The organism is Microtetraspora glauca (assembly GCF_040656155.1).
Taxonomy (GTDB): Bacteria; Actinomycetota; Actinomycetes; order Streptosporangiales; family Streptosporangiaceae; genus Microtetraspora; species Microtetraspora glauca.
Window position 1 is genome coordinate 210,684 of sequence record NZ_JBFALK010000016.1, and the last position, 22,127, is coordinate 232,810.

The window sequence follows — 22,127 nt, forward strand, 5'->3', positions numbered from 1 at the left end:
GACGCTCACAGCCAGGCCGGCAGGGCCGGCGCGGAAGAGCCGTCGGGGGTGGTCAGGGCGTGCGGGCGTCCGGCGAGGTAGGCCGCGACGTCGGCGAGCGGCCCGTCGACGGTGACGGGCTCGCCCTCGCCGGGCAGCTCCCAGTGGTCGCCCGTGTCGGTGGCGGCCAGGACGACCGCGGGACCCGCGGCGCTGCCGCGCTTGGCGACGATGTCGTCGGCGAGGGCGGTCATGAATCCGGCGGGCAGGTCGGTGAAGGCGATGCCGGAGGCCAGGTCGACGGCGTGGACGCAGACCTCGCGGGAGCGCAGCCATGGGATCTCGGTCGCGGGGACGGTACGGCCCTGGGCGGTGACGACCCTGGCGTTCCACTGGTCGTCGTTCAGGCCGGCGACGCCCGCGGCGAGCCGTTCGGCGGACGAGCTCAGCCAGGCGGCCAGCTCGGCGGCCGGCTTGCGGGAGCCGGCCTCGATGTCGGCGTTGCGCTGCTGGGGCGAGGAGTACATCGGGGTCTTCTCGCCGGTGGCGGCCCAGCGCACCAGGTTGCTCAGCGCGTCGGCGTTCGCCGCCACGTGGGCCACCAGGTGCTTGCGGGTCCAGCCGGGGAGCCCGGAGGGGGCGAGGTACTGTTCCTCGCCCCACCCGGCGGCGGTGTCGAGGAGCAGCTCGGTGCCCGTCTCGCTCCAGCTCAGGGTGTCATCGAAGGTGCGGCGCATCAGGACGCCCCGTCCTTGGCCACGGTGTTCTCGAGCCGGCCGATGCCCTGGATCTCGGTGACGACGCGCTCGCCGCCGGTCAGGTAGCGCTTGGGGGTGCGGGCGTGGCCGACGCCGCCGGGGGTGCCGGTCGCGATGATGTCGCCGGGGTTGAGCCGCACGATCGTCGAGACGTACTCCACCAGCGCGACCGGGTCGAAGAGCAGGTCGCCGGTGTTGTCGTTCTGCATGACCTCGCCGTCGACGCTGAGCGTGACCTCCAGCTCGGGACGCACGCCGCCGGGCAGCTCGTCGGGGGTCACGACGTAGGGGCCGACCGGGGTGGAGGAGTCCCAGATCTTGCCCTGCAGCCACTCCTTGGTGCGGAACTGCCAGTCGCGGCAGGTGACGTCGTTGAGGACGGTGAAGCCGGCGATCGCGGCCTCGGCCTCGGCGCCCTCGGCACGGCGGACCGGCTTGCCGATCACCACGGCGAGCTCGACCTCCCAGTCGAACTCGCCGGTCTCCTCGGGGCGGGCGATGTCGTCGGCGGCGCCGATGAGGCAGTCGGCGAACTTCGCGAACAGGGTGGGGTACCGCGGCAGGTCGCGCCCCATCTCCTGGATGTGGTTCTTGTAGTTCAGACCCACGCAGACGACCTTCGAGGGGGCCGGGACGACCGGTGCGAAGTCCGCGTCCTCGACGGGGTAGGTCGTGGCAGCGCCCGCATCGACGGCGGCGGCCTTGGCGGCCCAGTCGCCCGAGGAGAGGAGTTCGCCGAGGTCGGCGGCGCCGAGGTCGACCAGCCGGTCGCCGTCGAGCCGTACGGCGCGGGTCGAGCCGTTGACGCGGAGGGTGGCGAGCTTCATCGGGTGGTCCCTTCGATACGGATGTCGTGCTGGGTGCGGTTGAGCTGGAGAGCCTCGAAGACGGGGGCGTCGCTGAACCGGAAGAGGTCCAGCGCGCCGGAGTCGGAGTCGGTGGAGCCGGCCTCGGACCGGGCCGAGAAGGGCTGCCAGGACGGGACGGCGAACAGGTCGCCGCGGGTGACCGTCCAGGTCCTGTCGCCGACGGTGACGGTGCCGGAGCCGTCGAAGACCTGGTAGACCGACGAGCCGGTCTCGCGGACGGGGGCGGTCTCGGCGCCGCGGGCGACGCGGTGCATCTCGGCGCGGAGTGTGGGGAGCACGTCGCCGCCGGTGGCGGGGTTGGTGTAGCGGACGGCGGCGTGGCCGGGTTCGACGGTGCCGCCGAAGCCCTCGGCCTCCAGGGCGAGTTGGTCGGCCAGGGCGCGGTCGGTGAACTCCCACTTGTAGGACAGCAGCGGGGTGCCCGGGGTGAGCTCGCCGACCGACAGCGGGCGCAGGCCGGGGTGGCCCCACAGCCGCTCGGAGCGGGACCGCTCGGGAGTGATCCGCTCGGCGTCGCTGATCTCGTCGCGGCCGAACTCGAAGAACTGCGTCTCGGTGACGTACTGGAAGGGGATGTCCAGGCCGTCGATCCAGGCCATCGGCTCGCCGGCCGCGTTGTGGTGGGCGTGCCAGTTCCAGCCGGCCTGTGGGAGGAAGTCACCGCGGCGCATCGGGACCGCGTCGCCGCCGACGACCGTCCACACGCCCTCGCCCTCGACGACGAAGCGGAAGGCGTGCTGGGTGTGGCGATGCTCGGGAGCGTCCTCCCCGGGCATCAGGTACTGGATCGCCGCCCACAGCGTGGGCGTCGCGAAGGGCCGCCCGCCCAGCGCGGGGTTGGCCAGCGCGATCGCCCGCCGCTCTCCCCCGCGGCCGACCGGGACCAGGTCGCCGGCCTGCTCGGCGAGCCGCCGCAGGTTCTCCCAGCGCCACAGGTGCGGCACCGCCCGCGAACGGGGATGCGCCGGCATCAGGCCGCCGATCTCCGTCCACAACGGCACCAGCAACTCCCGCTCGAAACCGCGGTAGAGGTCCTCGAGCGCGGGGGTGACGTCGGGCTGGTCCGGAGCGTCGATCGCACGGAGCCGCACTGGGGATTCTGGCGTGGCCACAGGGGTGCTCATACGGCTAATGTTGCTACCGTCACACTATGAAGAACGCATAATTCTGCTCTGCAGAATCGAGAGGTTCGTGGACAAGCCGCTGAAGAATCCGCCGACCTACATGATCAACAGTGTGGACCATGCGCTGCGGATCGCCGCGATGCTGCAACTGGAGGGCGAGCTGACCGTCTCGGAGGTCGCCGAGCGGCTGGGCGTGGCCCGCTCCACCGCGCATCGGCTGCTCGCGATGCTGGTTTACCGGGACTTCGCGGTCCAGGACGAGCGGCGCCTCTACCGGGCCGGCCCGGTCCTGGAGCTCGCGGCCCACTCGCCCTCGGTCGCGTCTCGACTGCGGGCGGCGGCTCTGCCGCACCTGCACCGGCTGGTCGGCGTGCTCGACGAGTCCGCCAACCTGGCGGTGCGCACCGGGGACACCGTCCGGTTCATCGCCAGCGTCGAGTGCTTCCAGAGCCTGCGGGTAAGCTCCCGCGAGGGCATGGTGTTCCCGGCCCACCGCACCACGGCGGGGCTGCTGCTGCTCGCCGAGCTGACCGACGAGGAACTCGAGGCGGCCTACCCGGCCGAGCGGTACGCCGACCGGCCCGCGGACCGACCCGACCTGGGCCGGCTGCGGACCGAGCTGGCCCGGGTGCGGCGCAACGGTTTCGCGCTCAACCAGGGCCGCTCGGAGCGCGGCGTAGTGGCGCTCGGTGTGCCGGTCCGGGCCCCGGACGGGAACGCCCTCGCCGGCCTGTCGGTGTCGATGCCGAGCGGACGCTACGACCGGCACCGGCTGCCGTCACTGGTCGACACCCTTTCCCGCACCGCGGACGCCGTCGAGGCCGACCTCGCCCGCTCCCCCTGAACGCTGACGCTCAGTCGCGCCACTCAGGGCGATAATCCGAACGCCCGTCATAGGCGGGGGCCTTCCCAACGGCACCGGCCGGCGATCTCCTCGGCCTCGGCGCGCTCCCCAGCGGCCTCATAGGTGGGCCAGCAGTCCGTCCAGCGGTCGCGGCACACGATCGAGCTCCAGTGCCGCGACGAGCGGGCCCGAGTAGCGGATCTTGCGGCCGCCGCCTGCTCCCATGAACCGGCGCAGCTGGTCGTGAGTGCTGCGCCCGCGCCATGTGGGCTGCTTCTGGAGTGTGCGAAATGAGCCGAGCTCGCCCTCGGCATCGACGACGCGTTCAACCGTGGCGGTGCCGAGGGCGCGGATCAGCTCGTCTTCCAGGTCAGCCACGCACACGAAGAATCCGAGCGCCTCCAGATCGCTTCTGTTGAGATCGGACCCGAGGCCGGCGCGCTCGAGACTCCTCCGGTAGGCGCCTTCCTCGCCGGCGTCACACAGACCGGCCAGCCGGAGATCGCGACCGGAAGGGCCGAACTCGCCGACATACGTCCCGATGTTCGTGGCACCGCCCATCGCCACGAGGGAGATGCCTTCGGCCGCGAGGTCCCGGCCCCGGCGCTCGGCCAACGCTTCGATGGCCGACTTGTCGCTGATCCCCTCGACCAGGACCACGGTGTGCGTACGGTTCACGCGCTCAGCCTTGCACCGAATCCGGCCAGGTTTGTACCCATTTTCCCGCGTTGAAGGAAACCCTGATCGGCGGGAGCAGTAGTCATCAGGATCTTTAATGCCGCCCCGGGTCGGGGTTCGTCGCCGCCGGGCTTCTGGCCGTACGCGGAATCACGGACCGCCCAGGTCCCCTGGTGCCTGGGACTCCTGGACGCGCGCTGTGCAGACGTGGTGCGCGCCGCCTTCGGAGACCATGTCGTAGACCCTTCCCGATCGGCCGCCCAAGGGTCTTGCCGGAGAAGTGACGCACGCGACAATATAAGTCGCTATACGTCTAACGACGCGCTCCTGGCACCAACGGAGGTGGCCTGTGACGATGATCGGCTCGGCAGTACCACGCAAGGAGGACGCCGCGCTGCTGACCGGGCGCGGCACGTTCGTGGACGACATCCATCGTCCGGGGCTTCTCCACATGGTCTACGTGCACAGCACGGAGGCCCACGCGCTCATCAGCGGAATCGACGCCGAGGAGGCCCGGTCCCTGCCGGGCGTGCTCGGCGTCTGGACCGCGCGGGACTTCGCCGGGCTCCCGCCCCGCCCGTCCGTCCCCGGCCTGGAACGCGGGTACCTGGCCGGCGACAAGGTGCACTACGTCGGCGAGCCGGTGGCCGTGGTCGTCGCCGCCGACCGGTACACCGCCGCGGACGCGGCACGCGCCGTGCGGGTGGCCTACGAGCCGCTGCCGGTGATGGCCACGGTGGCCGACGCGCTCGCGCCGGACGCCGTGCCCATCTTCGCGCCGCTGCCCGGCAACCTCGCCCTGGAGCAGCAGGTGACGCCGGACGACGTGACGGCCGATCTGGAAGCCGCCCCGAACCGCCTGCGCGCCCGGCTGGTCAACCAGCGCTGCGCCGGCACGCCGATCGAGCCGTACGGGGTGCTCGCCGACTGGACCGGAGCCGGACCGACCGTGTGGGCCACGGTCCAGGCGCCGCACCGGGTCCGCGCGGAGATCGCCGAGCGGTTCGGTCTCGCCAGGCACCTGGTTCGCGTGATCGCGCCCGACGTCGGCGGCGCCTTCGGGGTGAAGTCCTCGTTCATGCCCGAGCTGTTCCTCGCGCCAGAGCTGTCGCGCCGGCTCGGCCGGCCGATCAAGTACGTCGAGACCCGCGGCGAGCACATGGTGCACACCTATCATGGCCGCGACCAGGTGCAGGACGTCGAGGTGGGCTTCGACGCCGAGGGCCGCGTCCTCGCCCTGGACGTGACGATCACCGTCAACGTCGGCGGCGTGCCCGACCCGGTGGGCATCGGGCTCGCCACGCTGACCTCGTACATGCTGGGCGGCTGCTACAGGATCCCGAAGATCGCCGCTCGCTTCCGAAGCGTCGTTACGAATACCACGCCTACCGCGTCCTACCGGGGAGCGGGGCGGCCCGAGGCGAGCTTCCTGATCGAGCGGGTGGTCGACCTCGTCGCCCGCGAGCTCGGCAAGGACCCGGCCGACGTCCGGAAGGTGAACCTGATCCAGCCGGATGAGATGCCGTACCAGACCCCGTTCGAGGGGATCGTGTACGACGAGGCCGACTACCCCGCCGCGCTGGACCTGCTGCTGGGCGAGCTGGACTACGCCGGGCTGCGCGCGGAGCAGGCACGCCGGCTGGCGGACCCGGCCGCTCCGCTGCTCGGCGTCGGGCTGTCCACGTTCGTGGAGATGGGCGGCTTCGGGCCCACGCCGCTGTTCGAGCAGTTCGGCTACCTCGGCGGCTGGGAGTCGGCGAACGTCCGGCTGCAGCCGGACGGCTCGGTGATCGTCCTGGTCGGCACCGCCCCGCACGGCCAGGGCCACCAGACCGCCCTGGCCCAGATCGCCGCCGACCAGCTGAACGTGCCCTTCGAGGCCATCAGCGTGCTGTACGGCGACACCGCGGTCGTGCAGGAGGGCACCGGCACCATGGGCAGCCGGGGCATGCCGGTCGCGGGCAACGCCGTCCGGCAGGCCGCGGCGGAGGTGGCCGCCAAGGCCAGGACCATCGCCGCGCACATGCTGGAGGCCGACGCGGACGACGTGGTGCCGATCGGCGACGGGTTCCAGGTCAACGGCGCGCCCGAGGCGACGGTGACCCTGGCCGCGGTGGCCGAGCGCGCCTTCAAGCCGCACCTGCTGCCCGAGGGGACCGTGCTCGGCCTGGAGAACACCGCGTACTTCGAGCCGAAGAACCTCAGCTACCCGAGCGGCGCGCACGGCTGCGTGGTGGAGATCGACCGGGACACCGGGCGGGTGTCGATCCTGCGCTACGTCTGCGTGGACGACTGCGGCACCGTCATCAACCCGCTGACGGCACGCGGGCAGATCCACGGCGGCGTCGCCCAGGGCATCGCGCAGGCGCTGTACGAGAAGGTCACCTTCGACGGCGACGGCCGGCCGCTCGCCGCCTCGCTTGAGGACTACATGGTGCCCGGCCCGCTCGACCTGCCCCCGTACGAGACCCATCACATAGAGACGAAGTCCAGTTTCAACCCGCTCGGCGCCAAGGGTCTCGGCGAGGCCGGGGCGACGGCCGCGCCGCAGGCCGTGGTGAACGCCGTGGTGGACGCGCTGGCCCACCTCGGCGTGCGCGACGTGGAGATGCCCTGCACGCCGGAACGAGTTTGGAAGGTCATGCACGATGCGAGTTGAGATCACCGTCAACGGGCAGCCGCACAGCCGGGAGATCGAGCCCCGGCTGCTGCTCGTCCACTTCCTGCGCGACACGCTGTCCCTGACCGGCACCCACATCGGCTGCGACACCTCCAGCTGCGGCGCCTGCACGGTCCTGCTCGACGGCGTGGCCATCAAGTCCTGCACCGTCCTGGCCGCGCAGGCCGACGGCTGCGCGGTCACCACGATCGAGGGGCTGGCCGGGGAGGACGGGCTGTCGCCCGTGCAGGAGGGCTTCCGGCAGTGTCATGGCCTGCAGTGCGGGTTCTGCACGCCGGGCATGGTCATGGCCGCCACCGCGCTGCTGGCCGAGCGGCCCGACCCGACGGAGCAGGAGATCCGCAACGGGCTCAAGGGCAACATGTGCCGGTGCACCGGCTACCAGATGATCGTCGAGTCGGTCCAGTGGGCGGCCGCGAACGGAGGCGCACGATGATCCCGGCCGCCTTCTCCTACGTGCGCGCGGGCTCCGTCGAGGAGGCACTCGACGAGCTCTCCCGGCACGGCGGCGCCGCCAGGTTGCTGGCGGGCGGCCACTCGCTGCTGCCCGCGATGAAGCTGCGGCGGGCCGAGCCCGGCGTCCTGATCGACATCGGCCGGCTCCGTGAGCTGTCCTACGTCAGGGCGGACGGCGACCGGATCGCGGTCGGCGCGCTCACCAGCCACCGGACGCTGGAGCGCGACCCGGTGGTGGCGGAGCAGGTGCCGCTGCTGGCCGCCGCCGCGCGCCGGATCGGCGACCAGCAGGTGCGCAACCGGGGCACGATCGGCGGCTCGCTGGCGCACGCCGACCCCGCGGCCGACCTGGCCGGAGCGGTGCTCGCGCTGGACGGCGTGCTGGTGGCGCGCGGCCCGTCGGGCGTGCGGGAGATCCCAGCGCGGGAGTTCTTCACCGGCCGGTGCCGGAACGCGCTGGCGGCTGCCGAACTACTCACCGAGATCCGGCTGCCGGCCGCGCCCGGCCGGTCGTACGCGTTCGAGAAGTTCAGCCGCCGCGCCCTGGACTGGGCCGTGGTCGGGGTCGCCGCCCAGGAACGGCCCGGCGGGGGCGTGGCGGTCGCGCTGATCGGCATGGGGCCGACGCCGGTGCGGGCGACGGCGGTGGAGGAGGCCCTGGCGGCCGGCACTCCGGCAGCCGAGGCGGCGCGGCTCGCCGCGCAGGGCTGCGAACCGCCGGACAACGCGGTCGCGAGCGCTTCCTACCGGGCCCACCTCGCCGAGGTCCTGGTGACCCGCGCCCTGGCGGCCCTGTAGGCACCCGGTCCGGTCCACCCGATCCGGGCCCGGATCAGCCCGCGAGCACGGCGGCGACCTCCGCCCGCCAGGGGCGAGATCGGCGTAGTCGCGGAAGGCCGTGATCAGCTCGCGGGAAGGGTCCGCCTCGGCGAAGCTGTACTCGCGGCCGTCGATCCAGAACCGGTCGACGCGCTCGGTCACCCGGTGGGCGGCCGTCACAACGCCCGTAGAGTGGAAATTGCGCGACAGCGGAGGACGAGATGAATCTAGCTCGCTTCGATTTCTGGCTAACCGGCCGAGGTTGGGGCCGGGCACGGATCGCCATAGGAGACGCTCAGGCTGAACTACGCGCATCTTTTATCACGGACGCGCCCCGTGACCTCTTAGGAGCACTCCAGCGCCTATGTCTTGGCGATGACAAGGTTGCCGTGTCCTGGGAGGAGGAACCAGGAGTGTTCCAGTGGATCTTCGAGCGAGACAGGCTCGACGTCCACGTGCGCGTTCTCTGGTTCTCCGACCACGAGCAGACAAACAGGCGCGCAGAGATACTTTTCAACGCAAACTGCACTCTGGATCAATTGGCACGAGCGATCATCGCAGGTTTCCGTCGCTTGCACCATGAGATAGGCGAACGCGCCTATGAAGCCGGTTGGGACTTTTCATTCCCGGCCCACGAAATCGCTGCCCTTGATCAAGCGCGACGGTCCGTTGCTCAGCTCAGTTGATACAGCAGCCATCGTTAATCGGCGACGCCACAGGAACCATGTCGAGTCCCACGACATGATTGACAGTTCTGTCCCACCACATGCTTGACGGCTGCCCTAGGAGGCATGGTCGGCCTTGCGGGGTCGGTCGGCTTTGACGTTACGGATCGGGATGTCAGTGATCCGGCGTACGGTGCGCGGGGTTTCGTCAAGGTCTATGGTGAGGGCGATGTCACTGACGCGGACGGTGACGACCTGACCAGCGCGTGGACGCCGAACGAACGAGATCGACAAAAGCGGATCACTGGACTGGCGCCATGTGATCTATTGGGAGATGCTGGGACACGCGAGACGTGAGGGATGTGGAGTAGTTGGCTAGGCGCACGACCATCGAATGGACTGAGGCCACCTGGAATCCCACGACGGGATGCGATCGGATCTCTTCAGGATGCGATAACTGTTACGCGCTAACCTTGGCCAAGCGACTGAAGGCCATGGGAGCGCAGAAATATCAGCGTGATGGTGATCCCCGCACATCCGGGCCAGGGTTTGGCGTGACCCTTCATTCAGACGCTTTGGCCCAGCCATATGGTTGGCGGACACCCCGAGTGGTGTTCGTTAACTCAATGAGTGATCTCTTCCACGCGCGCGTTCCGATCGACTTTGTTCGCCGAGTCTTCACAGTGATCTCCGAGACTCCGCAGCATACTTATCAGGTCCTGACGAAGCGCTCATCCCGGCTACGCAAGATCGCCAGCCAACTTGAGTGGCCAGCCAACCTATGGATGGGTGTATCTGTCGAGAGTAGCGAATTTCTGCGGCGGATCGATGATCTGCGAGCAGCGCCGGCACATGTCCGCTTCTTGTCATGCGAGCCGCTTCTCGGACCGTTGCCAGACATGGACCTAACGGGAATCGACTGGGTGATAGCTGGCGGTGAATCCGGTCCCGGACACCGGCCGCTAGACCCCGACTGGGTGACAGACATCCGAGATCAGTGCGTTCAGGCGGGTGTTCCGTTCTTTTTCAAGCAATGGGGCGGACGGACACCCAAACATGGCGGCCGCGAACTAGATGGCCGCCTCTGGGATGAGATGCCGAGGATTTCTGCCGCAGCCTCGAGCTAATATTACGGCTTCCCGACTATCCGGTCCCGCAGCCGTGACGCATTTACGTGGACAGCTAACTCTCCGCTAGAGACCAGCGACTGGATCGCCTTAGTAACCGTAGGCTCTGTGGCGAACCCATACGCCTGGCCAAATACGTCGTTGGCGCGATTCACCAGCTTGAACGGCCCACCTTACTGAACCAAGGCACGGATATTCGCCGTCACAATTTTTAAAGCCTTATCCTTTTCCCCATCGATCAACCACTCCATGCTGTCGGTCGGGGTGAAGAGCATGTCGCCTGTCTCGTCATCGTCGTCGAGTTTGCCTAGCGCGCGGAGATAAACCTGCCGAGCCTTGCCGCTGGCATCGGCGAACACCCACAGGCCGTAAGGACTACGGGTGAGAAATACCAAGTGGTAGATGGGCTGATGGTGCAGGCGACGCCTCACCGAAACGACGACGGGAAGCATGGAACTGGCCGCAGCAAGCCGTTGGGCATACTCTGCGGCGATCACGTGAGTCACGGGCTCGAAGTTACCTTTGACGGAATGGCGAAGTGCTTCAAGGGCCATCGAACGCCACCAGTCTCCGCCGCAAGCGGTGTCCATCCGCCCGATAATCGGATGGTCAAGCTGATTCTTCTTCAGGGCGCCTGCAGCACGGCGCGAAAGATCTGCACTGAAATTGAGGAGTACCTCCGTCTGCGGCCTCGTAGCTTGACGAGGACCTACGAGCACGTCTACCAGTCGACGAAAGGGCAGACCCGCCCCGCAGGGGTCGAGGAAAAGGAACAGCGGAGAGCTGACTGCTTGCCGGATCACGATGTTCAGATGATCCTCTACAGCCCCCAGGAAAGCTTGAGAACGAACGCCCGTCTCGACGTACTCCTCAACGACGCCCTGGAGACTCGGGTAAAGCGCCGGGTCCTTCTCAACGAAGAAGCCTGTAACATTGCGAGATCCCCGGAACGCCTGAATCGCCTGCAGAATGAGTTCCGCTGATCCCGGACTGCCATCTTGATAGCGGCCGCGCCCGGCAAAACCGTCCAGCACCACAACCTGATTGCCTTCTGCGGTGCTACCGGGCATAGCGATGAAGGGCGCCATGTACTGCCTGAGTATTTCATGCTTGAACACGGACTGCGCGTGAAGATCATCCAGGAGACCGCCCGATGTCCCAGCTGCCATACGTTCCTCCCCAGTCCGCAACCCCAAAGATTTTCTACGCGGAACCCGAACCAAGGTCAAGAGCGAGCCTTCATTCGCCGCCTAGTGGTTTACGTCGATGGATGCGAAGAATGCCAAGGAACGTCACAGCGGTCACGGGAACGTCGGTTTGAGCTCACCTCGAGCTTCGAACAGGAAAGCGAATAACAGCTAGCTGGCGGGTCTCCTAATGGCGCCACAACGGAGCGGTATAACACACCCCGGCTCATGCCACATATCGGGCGCGCTTGTCGGGCGATATCGGGTGATGTCTATTCCCAGGAACATCACTGCCGAGTTGTTCTTATAAGTATCAAGGGCGGCGCTGCCCGCCGCCTCGCGGCCCTGCGCCTGCTCCGCGGCCGGGCATGCGCCCTGCGGGCCAGTCCCGGCCGCCGGTAGCTCGGGCCGTCCGTCGCACGAAGTAACCGCCGTAACCCAACGCACCCACCAACCACAGCGCCGTGCCCCTGCACCCTAGCTCTTCACAGCCTTTAAGGACTCGCATGAACACCGTGCCCTGCCTCGCCTGGACACGGACCACACGTACGCGGAATGTTCAGAAGATGGAGCCAATGACGTTCGAGGATGTGGCGGACCGATTCGTGCAGGAGGTTTCGGAGTTCGCTCCGCTTTGGCGAGAACACATAGCCGACAACGGAGAGGTCCTACAACATGTGCTGTTCTGGGATGTCACAACGTTTGTCCTTCACGCTCATGAGCGAGGAGACCAGGAGCTCGTCGAGCGCTGCCTCGACTTCCTTGAGCATGCCCTTCACTCGACAGATGTCCGAGTGCGCGAACTGGTTGGAACTTCCTTCGTGTACAACGAGGTGATCTCAGCGAAATAGTTCGCACCATTGGGACTTCTCGGACGCTGTCCGTGGCGTTCCGGACCTTTCGGGAGGAGTCGCCGAAGGCCGGAAACAGACGCGGAGCCCCCGGTAGAAGAGCTCTCACCACAAGACGCTCAACCCACCGGCAGGCCCCACGTGATTGCTCATCGTGCCACGCTCGATGTCTCCCGCGCACTCGTTCAGTTCGTCGCACGGCTCCTGCGCGACGAACGCCGCCTGCGCGGCACCCCGCAAAACAGCCGCGCCCTGAGCCCGTTCCGGCAGGCGGTCATGGTGCTGCGCTGGTTCCGCGGCGAACACGACATCCCCAAGCTTGGCCGCGATCACCGCGTCTCCCGCGCCACCGCCTACCGCTACGTCCACGAAGGCATCACAGTTCTCGCAGCTCAAGCACCTGATCTGCATGAGGCCCTCGGCCGCGCCCAAGCCGAGGGACTGGCATACGTCATCTTGGACGGCACCTTGATCCCCGTCGATCGCTGCGCCGAGCAGACCGTCAGCGTCAAGGGAGAATCCATCGACGCCTGGTACTCCGGTAAGGCCCATCAGCACGCTGGCAACCTCCAGGCACTGTCGGCGCCCGGCGGGCTTCCGCTGTGGGTCGCCGAGGTCGAGCCCGGCTCCGTACACGACCTCACCGCCGCCCGCGCACACGTGCTGGGCGCGCTGTACGCCGCAGCCGCAACCGGCCTGCCCACCCTCGCCGACAGCGGATACGAAGGCGCCGGGAACGGCATTCATACGCCGATCAAGCAGCCCAAAGACAACCAGATCCTCAGCCCGGACAACCGCACCTACAACCGGCTCCTACGCGCCCTGCGCTGTCTCGGCGAACGCGGATTTGCCCTGCTCAAAGGTCACTGGCGGACGCTCCAGCACATCACCGTGAGTCCCAGCAGAATCGGCGACATCGCCCGCGCGGCACTCGTCCTTACCCATTTCGAACACGACTACCTACCGGAAATTCGCTGAGATCACGTCAACGTCGGCCCGTGGGATCCGGCTGTTCGTGACTTCATCGAGACCTGGCCTCCTCTTCTCCGAGAGCAGGCAGCTCGTGATGGTTGGCAGGCAGTAGAAGCGCGCAACAATGCGCGCTGAAGTGTCCATGCCTCCATCTGGGGCGCTTCGGCTCCGGATGATCGCCAAGGGCCTGCTCATCATGGCTGGCCGTAGATGGCTGGGGCAGGGCCTGATCACCCCGTCCGCCATCGACCCGGGACAAACCGAGCAGACCAAGGCCACCGGGTCCAGGTCATCCGAACACCACCGGGTAGGACGCGAAGTGGTCCCGTGAGGAGTCCGGGTCCCGCCGCGGCGGCCGCTCCGGATCGGGCCGGGCCCCGGCGGCGAGCAGCGCCGACAGCATGAGCGTGACGGTGCCGAGAACCTGCTCGTGCGCCTGTTCCGCGCCATCCGTCACGGCGACGCCGTCGTCCGCCTCGGGGACGCCGCCGGCGAGCTCGGTGCCGATGCACGCGTGCATGCCGCCGCCGAAGGCGTGGCCCCACCTGGGGACGCCGGCCGGGACCTCGCGCAGCGGGTCGAACGCGTCCGGCCGCTCGAACACCCGCGGGTCGCGGTTGGCCGCCGCGATGTCCAGCACGACGAACGCGCCCTGGGGGATCTCGGTGCCGTTGCGCAGCACGGCCGGGGCGAGCGCCCGGCGCTGCGCGACGGGACTGGCCGGGTGCAGGCGCAGGGTCTCGTGCACGCAGCGCTGGAGCCGGACCGGGTCGTCGAGTGCCTTCTCGGCGGCGGCCGGGTCGCGGCGGACCCAGGCGAAGAACTCGTCGGCCGAGTGCGTGAACGCGTCGGCGGTGCTGTGCGAGCCGGCCTGCAGGTAGAAGGCGCATTCGCGGAGCAGGATCTCCTGGTCGATGTCCAGCTCGTCCCAGTGGCGCAGCAGGCCGGTGAGCACGTCGCGGGGCAGGTCCTGCTCGCTCAGTTCGCCGGCCGCGTGCCGGGCCAGCAGCTCACGGCGGCGGGCCAGTGACGGCTGCAGGAACGCCGCGTCGAACTCGTCCAGCGCCGCCCGCACCTCGGCCCGGACGACCTCCGGGTCCCGGGTGGTGTGCACCAGGGTGGCGCCTTCGGAGAACTTCTTCGCGTAGCGGTAGAGCGCGTCCGCCTCGGCCGCGCTGCCGGTGGGCCGGTCGATGCCGGCGACCAGCGCGGTCAAGCTCATGATCGTGCGGTAGCCGAGCTCGACCAGGTCGGCGCGGCCGTCGGCGGCGAACGGCGCCAGCGTGTCCCGTACGACGTCGTGCAGGAATTCGCGCTCCCAGTGCCGGAACGTGCCCCGTCGGAACAGCCGGTTCTCCACGCGGCGCCGGGACCGATGGTCCTCGCCGTGCAGCACCAGCAGGCAGTCGGCCATCACGACCCCGCCCTCGTCGTAGAGCGCCTGTTTCAAGTCGCGCAGGCGGAAGGCCTCGCGTACGTCGGCGTAGCCGTCAAGGGTGATCGTCGTCATCGCCACGCGCTCCCTGGGCATACGGGGTTAGAACCCTAACGACGCTACCAGCGACGCCGTTCCCAGGGAAGATGCGGACCCTCGAACTGCCTTGTCATTCGTCGTTAGGGTCTTGACGCCGTTCCGTACACCACGAGACGCTCAGCGGGGACCGGCAGCCCCCGATCCGGTCGTGCGCCAACCGAGGAGCAAGTCCAGATGACAGCCGTCGCCGAAGAGACAACCATTGTCCTCACGACGTTCCCCGACGCCAAGGACGCCTATCGCAGCAAGGACCTGCGCCAGTCCCTCTACGACGAGGGCGAGGTCGTGATGGCCGGCGTGCTGGTGAACCTGCACGGCGAGGAGCACCGGTCCCGGCGTCGCGTGGAGAACCGGATGTTCCGGCGCGAGGTGTTCGAGCGCTACGAACGCGAGCTGTTCCCGCAGGTGATCGAGCAGACCCTCGCCCCCTACCAGGCGGAGGGCCGGGTCGACCTCGTACATCTGGGACACGAGCTGATGCTCAACCTCGCCGCCCTGACCGCGGGTGTCGACCGCCCCGCGGGCACCGCCGAGGAGACCCGGCGGCTCTACGACTACATGATGAAGTTCATCGAGGGCGCCACCCTCGCGCACTCCACGAAGGACAAGACGGAGCAGCGGCGCGTGATCGCGCAGGCGCTGGAAGACTGGGACGCGGAGTTCCTGGCCCCGTCCATCGCCCGCCGCCGCGAGCTGCTGGAGCGGGAGGCCGCCGGCCATGACGTCGACGTCCCCAGCGACGTGCTGACCACGCTGCTGCGCCACACCGGCGAGCTGCGGCTGCCGCCCGAGGTGATCCGCAGAGAGGTCGCGTTCTTCCTGCTGGCCGGCGCCCACACCAGCGCCACGGCGTTCGTCCGCTCGGTCGATCACATCCTGGGCTGGGTCGAGGCGTACCCGGAGGACGCCGGGCTCGCCGCCACCGACGCGCTGTTCGTCCAGCGCTGCGTACACGAGACCGTGCGGCTCAACCCGTCCAGCCCGACCGGCCGGCGGCGAGCCCTGGCACCGGTCTCGCTGCGCTCGGGCATCCAGATCCCCGAGGGCGCGACCGTGGTGATCGACCTGCAGTCGGTCAACCGCGACCCGGAGGTCTTCGGCGCGGACGCCGCCGAGTTCGACCCGCACCGCACGCTCCCCGCGAACGTCGCCCCGTTCGGGCTGAGCTTCGCCGCCGGGATGCACGTGTGCATCGGCCAGGACCTGGCCGCCGGAGTCGTGCAGCGGGCCGGCTCGGATCCGGACGAGCACCTCTTCGGCCTGGTCACCGGCGTGGTCCAGCGGATGTTCGCGGCGCGGGTGCGACGCGACCCGGACAACCCGCCACGGCGTGACGCCAACACCCAACGGCCCTACTGGGGCTCCTACCCGGTCCTGTTCGGAGGGGACGAGTGACGTATCGGATCGAGCTCCATCGGGACGTGTGCATCAGCTCCGGCAAGTGTGTGGCCGAGTCGCCGGAGGTGTTCCGGTTCGACGACGACGAGATCGTCGCGTTGGTCCCCGGCGGGCCGCGACTGACCGACGAGCAGATCTTCGACATCGCCCGCGACTGCCCCTCCGGCGCCATCCGCGTCTTCGACGGGGACGAGGAGATCGATGTCTACTGAGTGGGCTCCCCGCCACCCGGCGACGTTCCACCGTCCGGCGGAACGTTCGCCCAGACGGCGGGCCCGCCCGATCCCGGCCGGGCGCCCCGCCCTGCGGCCCGGGCCGTAGCCATGGACCTGGGGATCCGGGGGCGCCGCGCGGCCGTGGCGGCGGCCAGTGCGGGACTGGGTTACGCGAGCGCGGCCGCTCTGGCCGCGGAGGGGGCGCAGGTCACGATCTGCGGCTCCGACGGCGGGCGGGCCCGCGCCGCGGCCGAGCGGCTCGGGCCGGGCGTGCGATGGCTGCGCGCCGACGTCGCCGGGCCGGACGGCGCCGCCGCGTTCGTGGAAGAGGCCGCGGCGCTGATGGGCGGCCTCGACATCCTGGTGGTGAACGGGCCGGGCCCGCCGCCCGGCACGATCGCGCGGACCCCGCCGGAGGCGTACCAGCCGGCGCTCGAACGCAGCCTGCTCGCCGTCGTCCGCATGTCCCTGGCCGCGCTGCCCTTCATGCGGGAGCGCGGCTGGGGCCGGATCGTGGCGATCACCTCGCTCGGCGTGCGGCAGCCGTACCCGAACCTCGCGCTGTCCAACACCGCCCGCGCGGGAGCCACGGGCTTCCTGCGGACGCTGGCCCGCGAGGTGGCCGCGGACGGGATCACGGTGAACTCCGTGCAGCCCGGCCTGCACCGTACGGAACGCGTCACGCAGGTGTACGGCGACCTCCCGCCGGTCGGCGACGTCCCCGCGGGGCGGCTCGGCGAGCCGGCCGATCTCGGCGCGGTCGTCGCGTTCCTCTGCTCGGCGCAGGCCGGGTACCTCACCGGCGCGGCGGTGCCCGTCGACGGCGGGGCGTACCAGGCGCTCCTGTGACTGTGTGTCCCGCCGGTCAACCGTTGTGAACAGCTCGTGAAAAGCACGCCGCCGCGTTCCGCGCCCCCTAGCGTAGTTATAGTCATGACGACGCTTGGGTCAGTGCGGCAGGCCAGGCCGACAAGGGGAGAGACACAATGACGAAATGGGCCGTGGTCACCGGGGCGGCGCACGGCATCGGAGCCGTCATCGCCGAGCACGCGGTGAAAGAGGGCTACCGGGTCGCCGCATGGGACATCGATGGCTCAGCCGTCGAGCAGACGGCCCGCGACATCGGGGAGGCGTGCGTGGGCGCGGCCGTCGACGTCGCCGACGAGGAGTCGGTGCGCGCCGCGGCGGCGCGGCTGCCGGAGCCCCCACGCCTGGTGGTGAACAACGCCGGCATCGTACGGTTCGGGCCGCTGCTCGACCTCCCGGTAGGCGAGTGGGAGGCCGCGCTGCGGGTCAACCTGACGGGCACGTTCATCGTCGCCAGGACGCTCGCGAAGGCGATGGTGGAGGCCGGCGGGGGCGCGATCGTCAACCTGGCCTCGATCAACGGCATCGCGGCCGCCCCGCACGCGGGCGCCTACTCGGCCAGCAAGGCCGGTGTCGTCCGGTTGACCGAGCACATGGCGATGGAGTGGGCCAAGCACGGCATCCGGGTCAACTGCGTGGCTCCCGGGCTGATCCACGCGGGCATGTCGGACGCGATCTACGCCGATCCCGAGGTGCGGCGGGTGCGCGAGGGCGCGGTGCCGCTGGCGCGGCTGGGCTCGGCCGAGGACATCGCCGCCGCGGTGCTCTTCCTCGGTTCGGAGAAGTCCGCCTACGTCAGCGGCCAGACGCTCGCCGTCGACGGCGGCCTGATCAAGAGCACACTGGCCTCGCTGCCGCGCCCGGCGTCGGTGGACTCCGTCGGCTTCGCCGAGGCCTGACACGACCGCGGGGGGTGCGTCACGGCGGCGTGACGCACCCTCGTTCTCATGCGTGCGGGTCAGCCGTGCGTGGTCCAGCGGACGGCCCGGCGGAGGATCTCGCGGTGCTCGGGCACCTCGTAGGACGGCGGGTGGTGGCCGAGCGCGTCGTAGACCACGCGGCCGCCGCCGTGCTCGCGGGCCCACAGCAGGGGATGCTCGGTATCGGTGTCCGGCCCCATGGGCTGCCGGGCGGTCAGCAACGGGACGATCCCCGGCGCCAGGTCCAGATCCCCGTACACCTCGTCGACGACCGTGAACGGATCGAGGCCGTCCACCAGCTCGTGCCCGCCGCTCGGCCGTACCTCGACCGCGGGACCGATGGGCGGATGGTGCGAGCGGCCCCACGCCCAGGCGCCGCCGAGCGTCCGCCCCCACTCCGGCCAGTCGTCGAAGCAGATGCTCGCCGTGTGCAGGCCGAGCACCCCGCCGCCCGCTTCCAGGTGAGCCGCCAGCCCGGCCCTGGCGCTCGCGGACGGGCTCGCGCCCTCCGCTTCGGCGAACCTCCGATAGCGGTCGGGGGTGCCGGGTCCGTTCATCGTCCAGCGCAGCGCGTTCACCACCAGCAGCGCCGCACCCGGCAGGGCGTGCAGGACCGCGTCGACGCCGGTGTGGACCTCGGCCGAGAAGCCTTGCCCGGACAGCAGGTCCACCAGGCAGGCGGTGGTGGCGGGAAAGTCGTGGGTGAGCCCGCCGGACAGCACTACGGCACGCATGGTCACGCCGGCCGTCTCTCCCGGCGCAGGAGCCTGCCTGCGTTGGCCGAGAGGATCTCGGGGTCGAGCCCCGGGCCCTCGTGGGCGCCGGAGTCCCAGCCGGCGAAGTTGGTGCCGAACACCAGCCGCTCGGTGCCCGCGTGCTCGACGAGCAGCTTCAGCGACAGCTCGTCGTGCACGTGGGTGTCGAACCACAGGCGGCGGTAGTAGTGCGTGAACCCGTTCTCCCGCAGCTTCGCGCCGGCCCACGGGCGCTTGTCCACGGCGCGGGCGAACCGCCCGGCGACGAACGCGGCCGTGCCGCCTCCGTGCGAGACGCACACGTCCAGGCCGGGGTGCCGGTCGAGCACGCCACCGAAGATCAGCGCGGCCACGGCCAGCGTCTCGTCGCGAGCGAACCCGAAGAGCAGGTCGAGGTCGAAGCGCCCGAGCCGGGGATCCGCCGGTGGCCCGTCCGGGCCCAGCGGCGACGGGTGGACGAACAGCGGCACGTCCAGGTCGACGAGCGCCTCGTAGAGCGGGTCGAGTGCCGGGTCGTCCAGGGTGCGCCCGGCGGGGTCGGTGTCGACGTACACGGCCGCCAGCCCCAGCTCGCGCACGGCGCGCCGGGCCTCGACGATCGACGCGGCGACGTCCTGCACCGGCAGCTGGGCGGCGCCGAGCAGGCGGGCCGGGTACTCGGCCACCACGTCGGCAAGCGCGTCGTTGTGGGCGCGCGCGAAGGCCACCGCCGCGCCGGTGTCCAGCCGGTCGAAGTAGGTGAGCGGGTTGGGCGACAGCAGCTGCACGTCGATGCCCGCCTCGTCCATGGCCGCGACGCGGACGTCCACGTCCATGAACGGGCTTCCCGCGTAGCGCACGCCGCGCAGGACGTACTCCCCGACGCGGTAGAAGGGCGTGCCGTCGGCCGCGACGCCGAGTTCCGGTCCCGCGGCGCCGGCGGACCCGAGGCTGACCTCCAGCACGGCGTGCGCATGCACGTCGATCACCGGCGCGCGCCGCCCGGACGGACGACCGGGCCGGTGATCGGGGCGAGGGTCAGACACGGGCCAGCTTCTCCAACTGCTCCTCGGTCAGGGCGAGCCCGCGGGTGAGGGGGCAGGACGCGAGGAACCTGACCTGGTCGGTGGAGCGCATCCGGCGTTCGGGGATCGGGGTGGTGATGTCGATCCGCCGCCCGCCCTTGATCACCTCGGCGATCCTGGTGCGGTCCTGCAGGATCGTGATGTCCTTCAGCGGATCGCCGTCGACGATGATGACGTCGGCGAGCCGGCCGGTCTCCAGTGTGCCGACCTCACCCTCCATGCGCAGCGCGAAGGCGCCGTTGCGGGTGGCGGCGACGATCGCCTCCATCGGCGTCATGCCCATGTACTGGACGAACATCTCCAGCTCGCGGGCGTGCCACTCACCGATCGGGGTGACGGCGAAGCCGGTCTCCGAGCCGGTGAGGAACGGCACGTCGGCGGCGTGCGCCTTGGCCATCTGCGCGGCGGTGATCTCGATCTCGGCACGGAACACGTCGAGCAGTTCGGGCGCGCTGCCGATCTTCTGGCCGTAGTCGGCGAGGTTGCCGAGGAGCGTGAACGTCGGGCACAGCGCGCTGCCGGACTCGACGACGGCTTCGAGCGCCTCGTCGTCCATGTACGAGGCGTGGTAGATCAGGTCGACGCCCGCCCTGGCGGCGTCGCGGGTGCTCGCGGAGTTGCGGCAGTGCGCGACGACCTTGGTGTTCAGCTCGTGCGCGGCGTCGCAGACGGTACGGAGCTCGTCGAGGTTCCAGACCTGGACCTCGGGGCCCTTCATGGACGGGATCAGGCCGGTGACCATGATCTTGATCCAGTCGACCCCGTACTTGATCTGGCGCCGTACCTCCTTGACCATCATGTCGCGGTTGTGCACGACGGTCGCGTAGCCGGTGGTGCCCTCATCGGCGATCATCCGGCCGGCCGTACCGCCGAGCATGGTCATCAGGGCCTGTCCCCCGGCGCGCATGCGGGGGCCCTCGACGATGCCGGTGTCGATCGCGTCGCGCAGCTCGACCCCGATGGACCACAGACAGTCGGCGTCGAGCACGCCGGTGACCCCGGCGCGCAGCACCTTGCGCGCGTGGTAGGCCGACAACATCGAGCTGTAGCCCTGCGTCCGGTGGTGGAAGAGCTCGTCGTTGCCGGTCGGCTCGCCGAAGCTGAGGTGGGTGTGGGCGTCGATCAACCCGGGCATGACCGTGCGCCCGCTCGCGTCGATCCGCTCGTCAACGCCACCCGACTCGGCTGCGGCGAGTGCCGCGGCGCCCAGAGCGGCGATCCGGTCGCCCCGCACCAGCACCGCCTCGTCGGCTCGGGGCGCGGCGCCGGTCCCGTCGATGACGGCGCCCCCGGTGATCAAGATGCTGTCGGCCATCGGCTCTCCTCGAACATCGTTATGCGTGTGAAGGTTAACGACTATCCTCTGCCCCTGGCTAGACTGGAGTGATGATCGGAATTCGTCCCGGACCCCGAGGTGATGCGACGATGGCAACGTGTCTCAGCAGAGAGTGATCGAAGAGCTCCAGCGCCTCGGCATGTCCGGCTACGAGGCGAAGGCCTACGTCGCGCTCGTGGCGGCCGGCGCCCCGCTCAACGGCTACGAGGTGGCCAAGCGCTCCGGGGTGCCGCGCAGCACGGTCTACGAGACGCTGGGCAAGCTCGTGGGCCGGGGCGCCGCCTACGAGGTGCGGCTAGGCGACGCGGGCGTGGGCTACATCTCGCTGCCCCCGATGTCACTGCTGGACCGGATGCGGCGCGAGTTCGACCAGTCGATCAGCACTCTGCGCGAGTCGCTGCCCGAGGTGGCCTCGCCCACCCAGGTGCGACTGATCCACAACCTCACCGACCGGTCGTCGCTGCTCACCCGGGCCGAGGACGTGGTCGCCGCGGCGCGCAGAGACCTGTTCCTGTCCGGCTGGCCGGCGGAGATCGAGCCGCTCAAGCCCCTGGCCCGCAGGGCCGAGGCCGACGGCGTCGACGTCTCGGCGGTCGTCTTCGGCGACGACCCCGACCCCGTGGGCCACACCACCCAGCACCGCTTCTCCAGCCCCAAGGTGGCGCTGGAGAACCTGGGCTGCCGGCTGCTGGTCGTGGTGGCCGACCGGGAGCAGGCCGTCATCGGCGGCGTGATCAACGATGACGCCTGGGGCGTCTACACCGACGACCCCGCGGTGGTCCTGGTCGCGGTCGAGTACGTGCGCCACGACATCGCGATGCACCTGATCGTGGAGAAGTTCGCCGCGGAGGACTTCGAGACCTTCTGGAAGTCCGATCCGGCTCTGCTGCGCCTGCGCGCCGACCACGGCGCCCCCGCCACCCTGCTCAGGAGGGGAGCCGGCGCGCCGCCGACCGGTCCCGGGCGGCGGCGCGGGCCCGACACGCCCCGCTGACCGGGCAGGTCGCGGCGGGCGGGCCGCACCCCCCG

22 protein-coding genes are annotated in these 22,127 nt (G+C 69.8%); 13 read left to right on the forward strand and 9 right to left on the reverse strand.

Annotated features, from left to right (window positions below):
- Positions 1-5: 5 nt before the first annotated feature.
- Genes AB0I59_RS27970 through AB0I59_RS27980 form a run of 3 tightly spaced genes read right to left on the reverse strand, consistent with a single transcriptional unit; the run spans position 6 to position 2,730 of the window.
- Entirely contained in the window at positions 6-716 is a 711-nt protein-coding gene (locus AB0I59_RS27970) for a maleylpyruvate isomerase family mycothiol-dependent enzyme (protein ID WP_061252845.1), read from the reverse strand.
- Positions 716-1,564: a fumarylacetoacetate hydrolase family protein gene (locus AB0I59_RS27975; protein WP_061252634.1), complete on the reverse strand. Its 849-nt coding sequence runs from the start codon at positions 1,562-1,564 to the stop codon at positions 716-718. The genes AB0I59_RS27970 and AB0I59_RS27975 overlap by 1 nt, the downstream gene beginning before the upstream one ends.
- Positions 1,561-2,730, reverse strand: coding sequence for a cupin domain-containing protein (locus tag AB0I59_RS27980; protein ID WP_358137587.1), 1,170 nt, complete (start codon positions 2,728-2,730; stop codon positions 1,561-1,563). The genes AB0I59_RS27975 and AB0I59_RS27980 overlap by 4 nt, the downstream gene beginning before the upstream one ends.
- Before the next feature lie 67 nt (positions 2,731-2,797).
- Here AB0I59_RS27980 and AB0I59_RS27985 point away from each other — a divergent pair, with 67 nt between their 5' ends.
- Positions 2,798-3,574, forward strand: a complete 777-nt coding sequence (locus AB0I59_RS27985) for an IclR family transcriptional regulator (protein ID WP_358137590.1) — start codon at positions 2,798-2,800, stop codon at positions 3,572-3,574.
- 117 nt (positions 3,575-3,691) lie between these two features.
- Here the strand turns inward: AB0I59_RS27985 and AB0I59_RS27990 are convergent, their stop codons facing one another.
- The gene (locus AB0I59_RS27990) at positions 3,692-4,234 is read right to left on the reverse strand and encodes a TOPRIM nucleotidyl transferase/hydrolase domain-containing protein (RefSeq protein ID WP_358137592.1); all 543 of its coding nucleotides are present in this window, start codon (positions 4,232-4,234) and stop codon (positions 3,692-3,694) included.
- Between the two features lie 373 nt (positions 4,235-4,607).
- Here AB0I59_RS27990 and AB0I59_RS27995 point away from each other — a divergent pair, with 373 nt between their 5' ends.
- From AB0I59_RS27995 to AB0I59_RS28015, 5 genes are all read left to right on the forward strand, one after another.
- Positions 4,608-6,911 (forward strand): xanthine dehydrogenase family protein molybdopterin-binding subunit, encoded by a 2,304-nt coding sequence (locus AB0I59_RS27995; RefSeq protein ID WP_358137595.1) that lies wholly within the window; start codon positions 4,608-4,610, stop codon positions 6,909-6,911.
- Positions 6,901-7,368 carry a (2Fe-2S)-binding protein gene (locus tag AB0I59_RS28000; RefSeq protein ID WP_061252629.1) on the forward strand — a complete coding sequence of 156 codons (468 nt, stop codon included), beginning with the start codon at positions 6,901-6,903 and terminating at the stop codon, positions 7,366-7,368. Before AB0I59_RS27995 ends, AB0I59_RS28000 begins: the two co-directional genes overlap by 11 nt.
- On the forward strand, positions 7,365-8,186 hold the full coding sequence (locus AB0I59_RS28005; protein WP_358137597.1) for an FAD binding domain-containing protein: 822 nt from the start codon (positions 7,365-7,367) through the stop codon (positions 8,184-8,186). The genes AB0I59_RS28000 and AB0I59_RS28005 overlap by 4 nt, the downstream gene beginning before the upstream one ends.
- 434 nt (positions 8,187-8,620) lie before the next feature.
- Positions 8,621-8,893, forward strand: coding sequence for a hypothetical protein (locus AB0I59_RS28010; RefSeq protein ID WP_358137600.1), 273 nt, complete (start codon positions 8,621-8,623; stop codon positions 8,891-8,893).
- A 350-nt stretch (positions 8,894-9,243) separates the two neighbouring features.
- Positions 9,244-9,999, forward strand: a complete 756-nt coding sequence (locus AB0I59_RS28015) for a DUF5131 family protein (RefSeq protein ID WP_358137603.1) — start codon at positions 9,244-9,246, stop codon at positions 9,997-9,999.
- Between the two features lie 173 nt (positions 10,000-10,172).
- On the opposite strand, the gene tcmP is transcribed toward AB0I59_RS28015, so the two are convergent.
- On the reverse strand, positions 10,173-11,168 hold the full coding sequence (gene tcmP, locus AB0I59_RS28020) for a three-Cys-motif partner protein TcmP (protein WP_358137606.1): 996 nt from the start codon (positions 11,166-11,168) through the stop codon (positions 10,173-10,175).
- Positions 11,169-11,761: 593 nt separating this feature from the next.
- Between tcmP and AB0I59_RS42150 the strand changes: the two genes are divergently transcribed.
- Complete coding sequence (locus AB0I59_RS42150) at positions 11,762-12,037, forward strand: DUF7674 family protein (RefSeq protein ID WP_435831098.1); 276 nt, start codon at positions 11,762-11,764, stop codon at positions 12,035-12,037.
- 141 nt (positions 12,038-12,178) lie between these two features.
- Positions 12,179-13,015: a transposase family protein gene (locus tag AB0I59_RS28025; RefSeq protein WP_358137609.1), complete on the forward strand. Its 837-nt coding sequence runs from the start codon at positions 12,179-12,181 to the stop codon at positions 13,013-13,015.
- 283 nt (positions 13,016-13,298) lie between these two features.
- Here AB0I59_RS28025 and AB0I59_RS28030 read toward each other — a convergent pair whose 3' ends face one another.
- Entirely contained in the window at positions 13,299-14,519 is a 1,221-nt protein-coding gene (locus tag AB0I59_RS28030; RefSeq protein ID WP_358137611.1) for a cytochrome P450, read from the reverse strand.
- 198 nt (positions 14,520-14,717) lie between these two features.
- Here AB0I59_RS28030 and AB0I59_RS28035 point away from each other — a divergent pair, with 198 nt between their 5' ends.
- The 4 genes from AB0I59_RS28035 to AB0I59_RS28050 all read left to right on the forward strand — a co-directional run bounded on the left by AB0I59_RS28035 (position 14,718) and on the right by AB0I59_RS28050 (position 17,922).
- Positions 14,718-15,938, forward strand: a complete 1,221-nt coding sequence (locus tag AB0I59_RS28035) for a cytochrome P450 (RefSeq protein ID WP_358137614.1) — start codon at positions 14,718-14,720, stop codon at positions 15,936-15,938.
- On the forward strand, positions 15,935-16,153 hold the full coding sequence (locus tag AB0I59_RS28040; RefSeq protein ID WP_061252626.1) for a ferredoxin: 219 nt from the start codon (positions 15,935-15,937) through the stop codon (positions 16,151-16,153). Before AB0I59_RS28035 ends, AB0I59_RS28040 begins: the two co-directional genes overlap by 4 nt.
- A 111-nt stretch (positions 16,154-16,264) precedes the next feature.
- Positions 16,265-17,005, forward strand: a complete 741-nt coding sequence (locus tag AB0I59_RS28045) for an SDR family oxidoreductase (RefSeq protein WP_358137617.1) — start codon at positions 16,265-16,267, stop codon at positions 17,003-17,005.
- Positions 17,006-17,142: 137 nt separating this feature from the next.
- Positions 17,143-17,922: an SDR family NAD(P)-dependent oxidoreductase gene (locus tag AB0I59_RS28050; protein WP_358137620.1), complete on the forward strand. Its 780-nt coding sequence runs from the start codon at positions 17,143-17,145 to the stop codon at positions 17,920-17,922.
- A gap of 59 nt (positions 17,923-17,981) precedes the next feature.
- Here the strand turns inward: AB0I59_RS28050 and AB0I59_RS28055 are convergent, their stop codons facing one another.
- The 3 genes from AB0I59_RS28055 to AB0I59_RS28065 are packed head-to-tail and all read right to left on the reverse strand — an operon-like array spanning position 17,982 to position 21,077.
- Positions 17,982-18,677, reverse strand: coding sequence for a ThuA domain-containing protein (locus AB0I59_RS28055; RefSeq protein WP_061252624.1), 696 nt, complete (start codon positions 18,675-18,677; stop codon positions 17,982-17,984).
- A gap of 2 nt (positions 18,678-18,679) precedes the next feature.
- Positions 18,680-19,723 (reverse strand): amidohydrolase family protein, encoded by a 1,044-nt coding sequence (locus AB0I59_RS28060; protein WP_358137623.1) that lies wholly within the window; start codon positions 19,721-19,723, stop codon positions 18,680-18,682.
- Positions 19,716-21,077: a metal-dependent hydrolase family protein gene (locus tag AB0I59_RS28065; RefSeq protein ID WP_358137625.1), complete on the reverse strand. Its 1,362-nt coding sequence runs from the start codon at positions 21,075-21,077 to the stop codon at positions 19,716-19,718. Before AB0I59_RS28065 ends, AB0I59_RS28060 begins: the two co-directional genes overlap by 8 nt.
- A gap of 118 nt (positions 21,078-21,195) precedes the next feature.
- Between AB0I59_RS28065 and AB0I59_RS28070 the strand changes: the two genes are divergently transcribed.
- A complete protein-coding gene (locus tag AB0I59_RS28070; RefSeq protein WP_358137628.1) occupies positions 21,196-22,092 on the forward strand; it encodes a TrmB family transcriptional regulator in 897 nt (298 codons plus the stop codon).
- Positions 22,093-22,127: the final 35 nt, after the last annotated feature.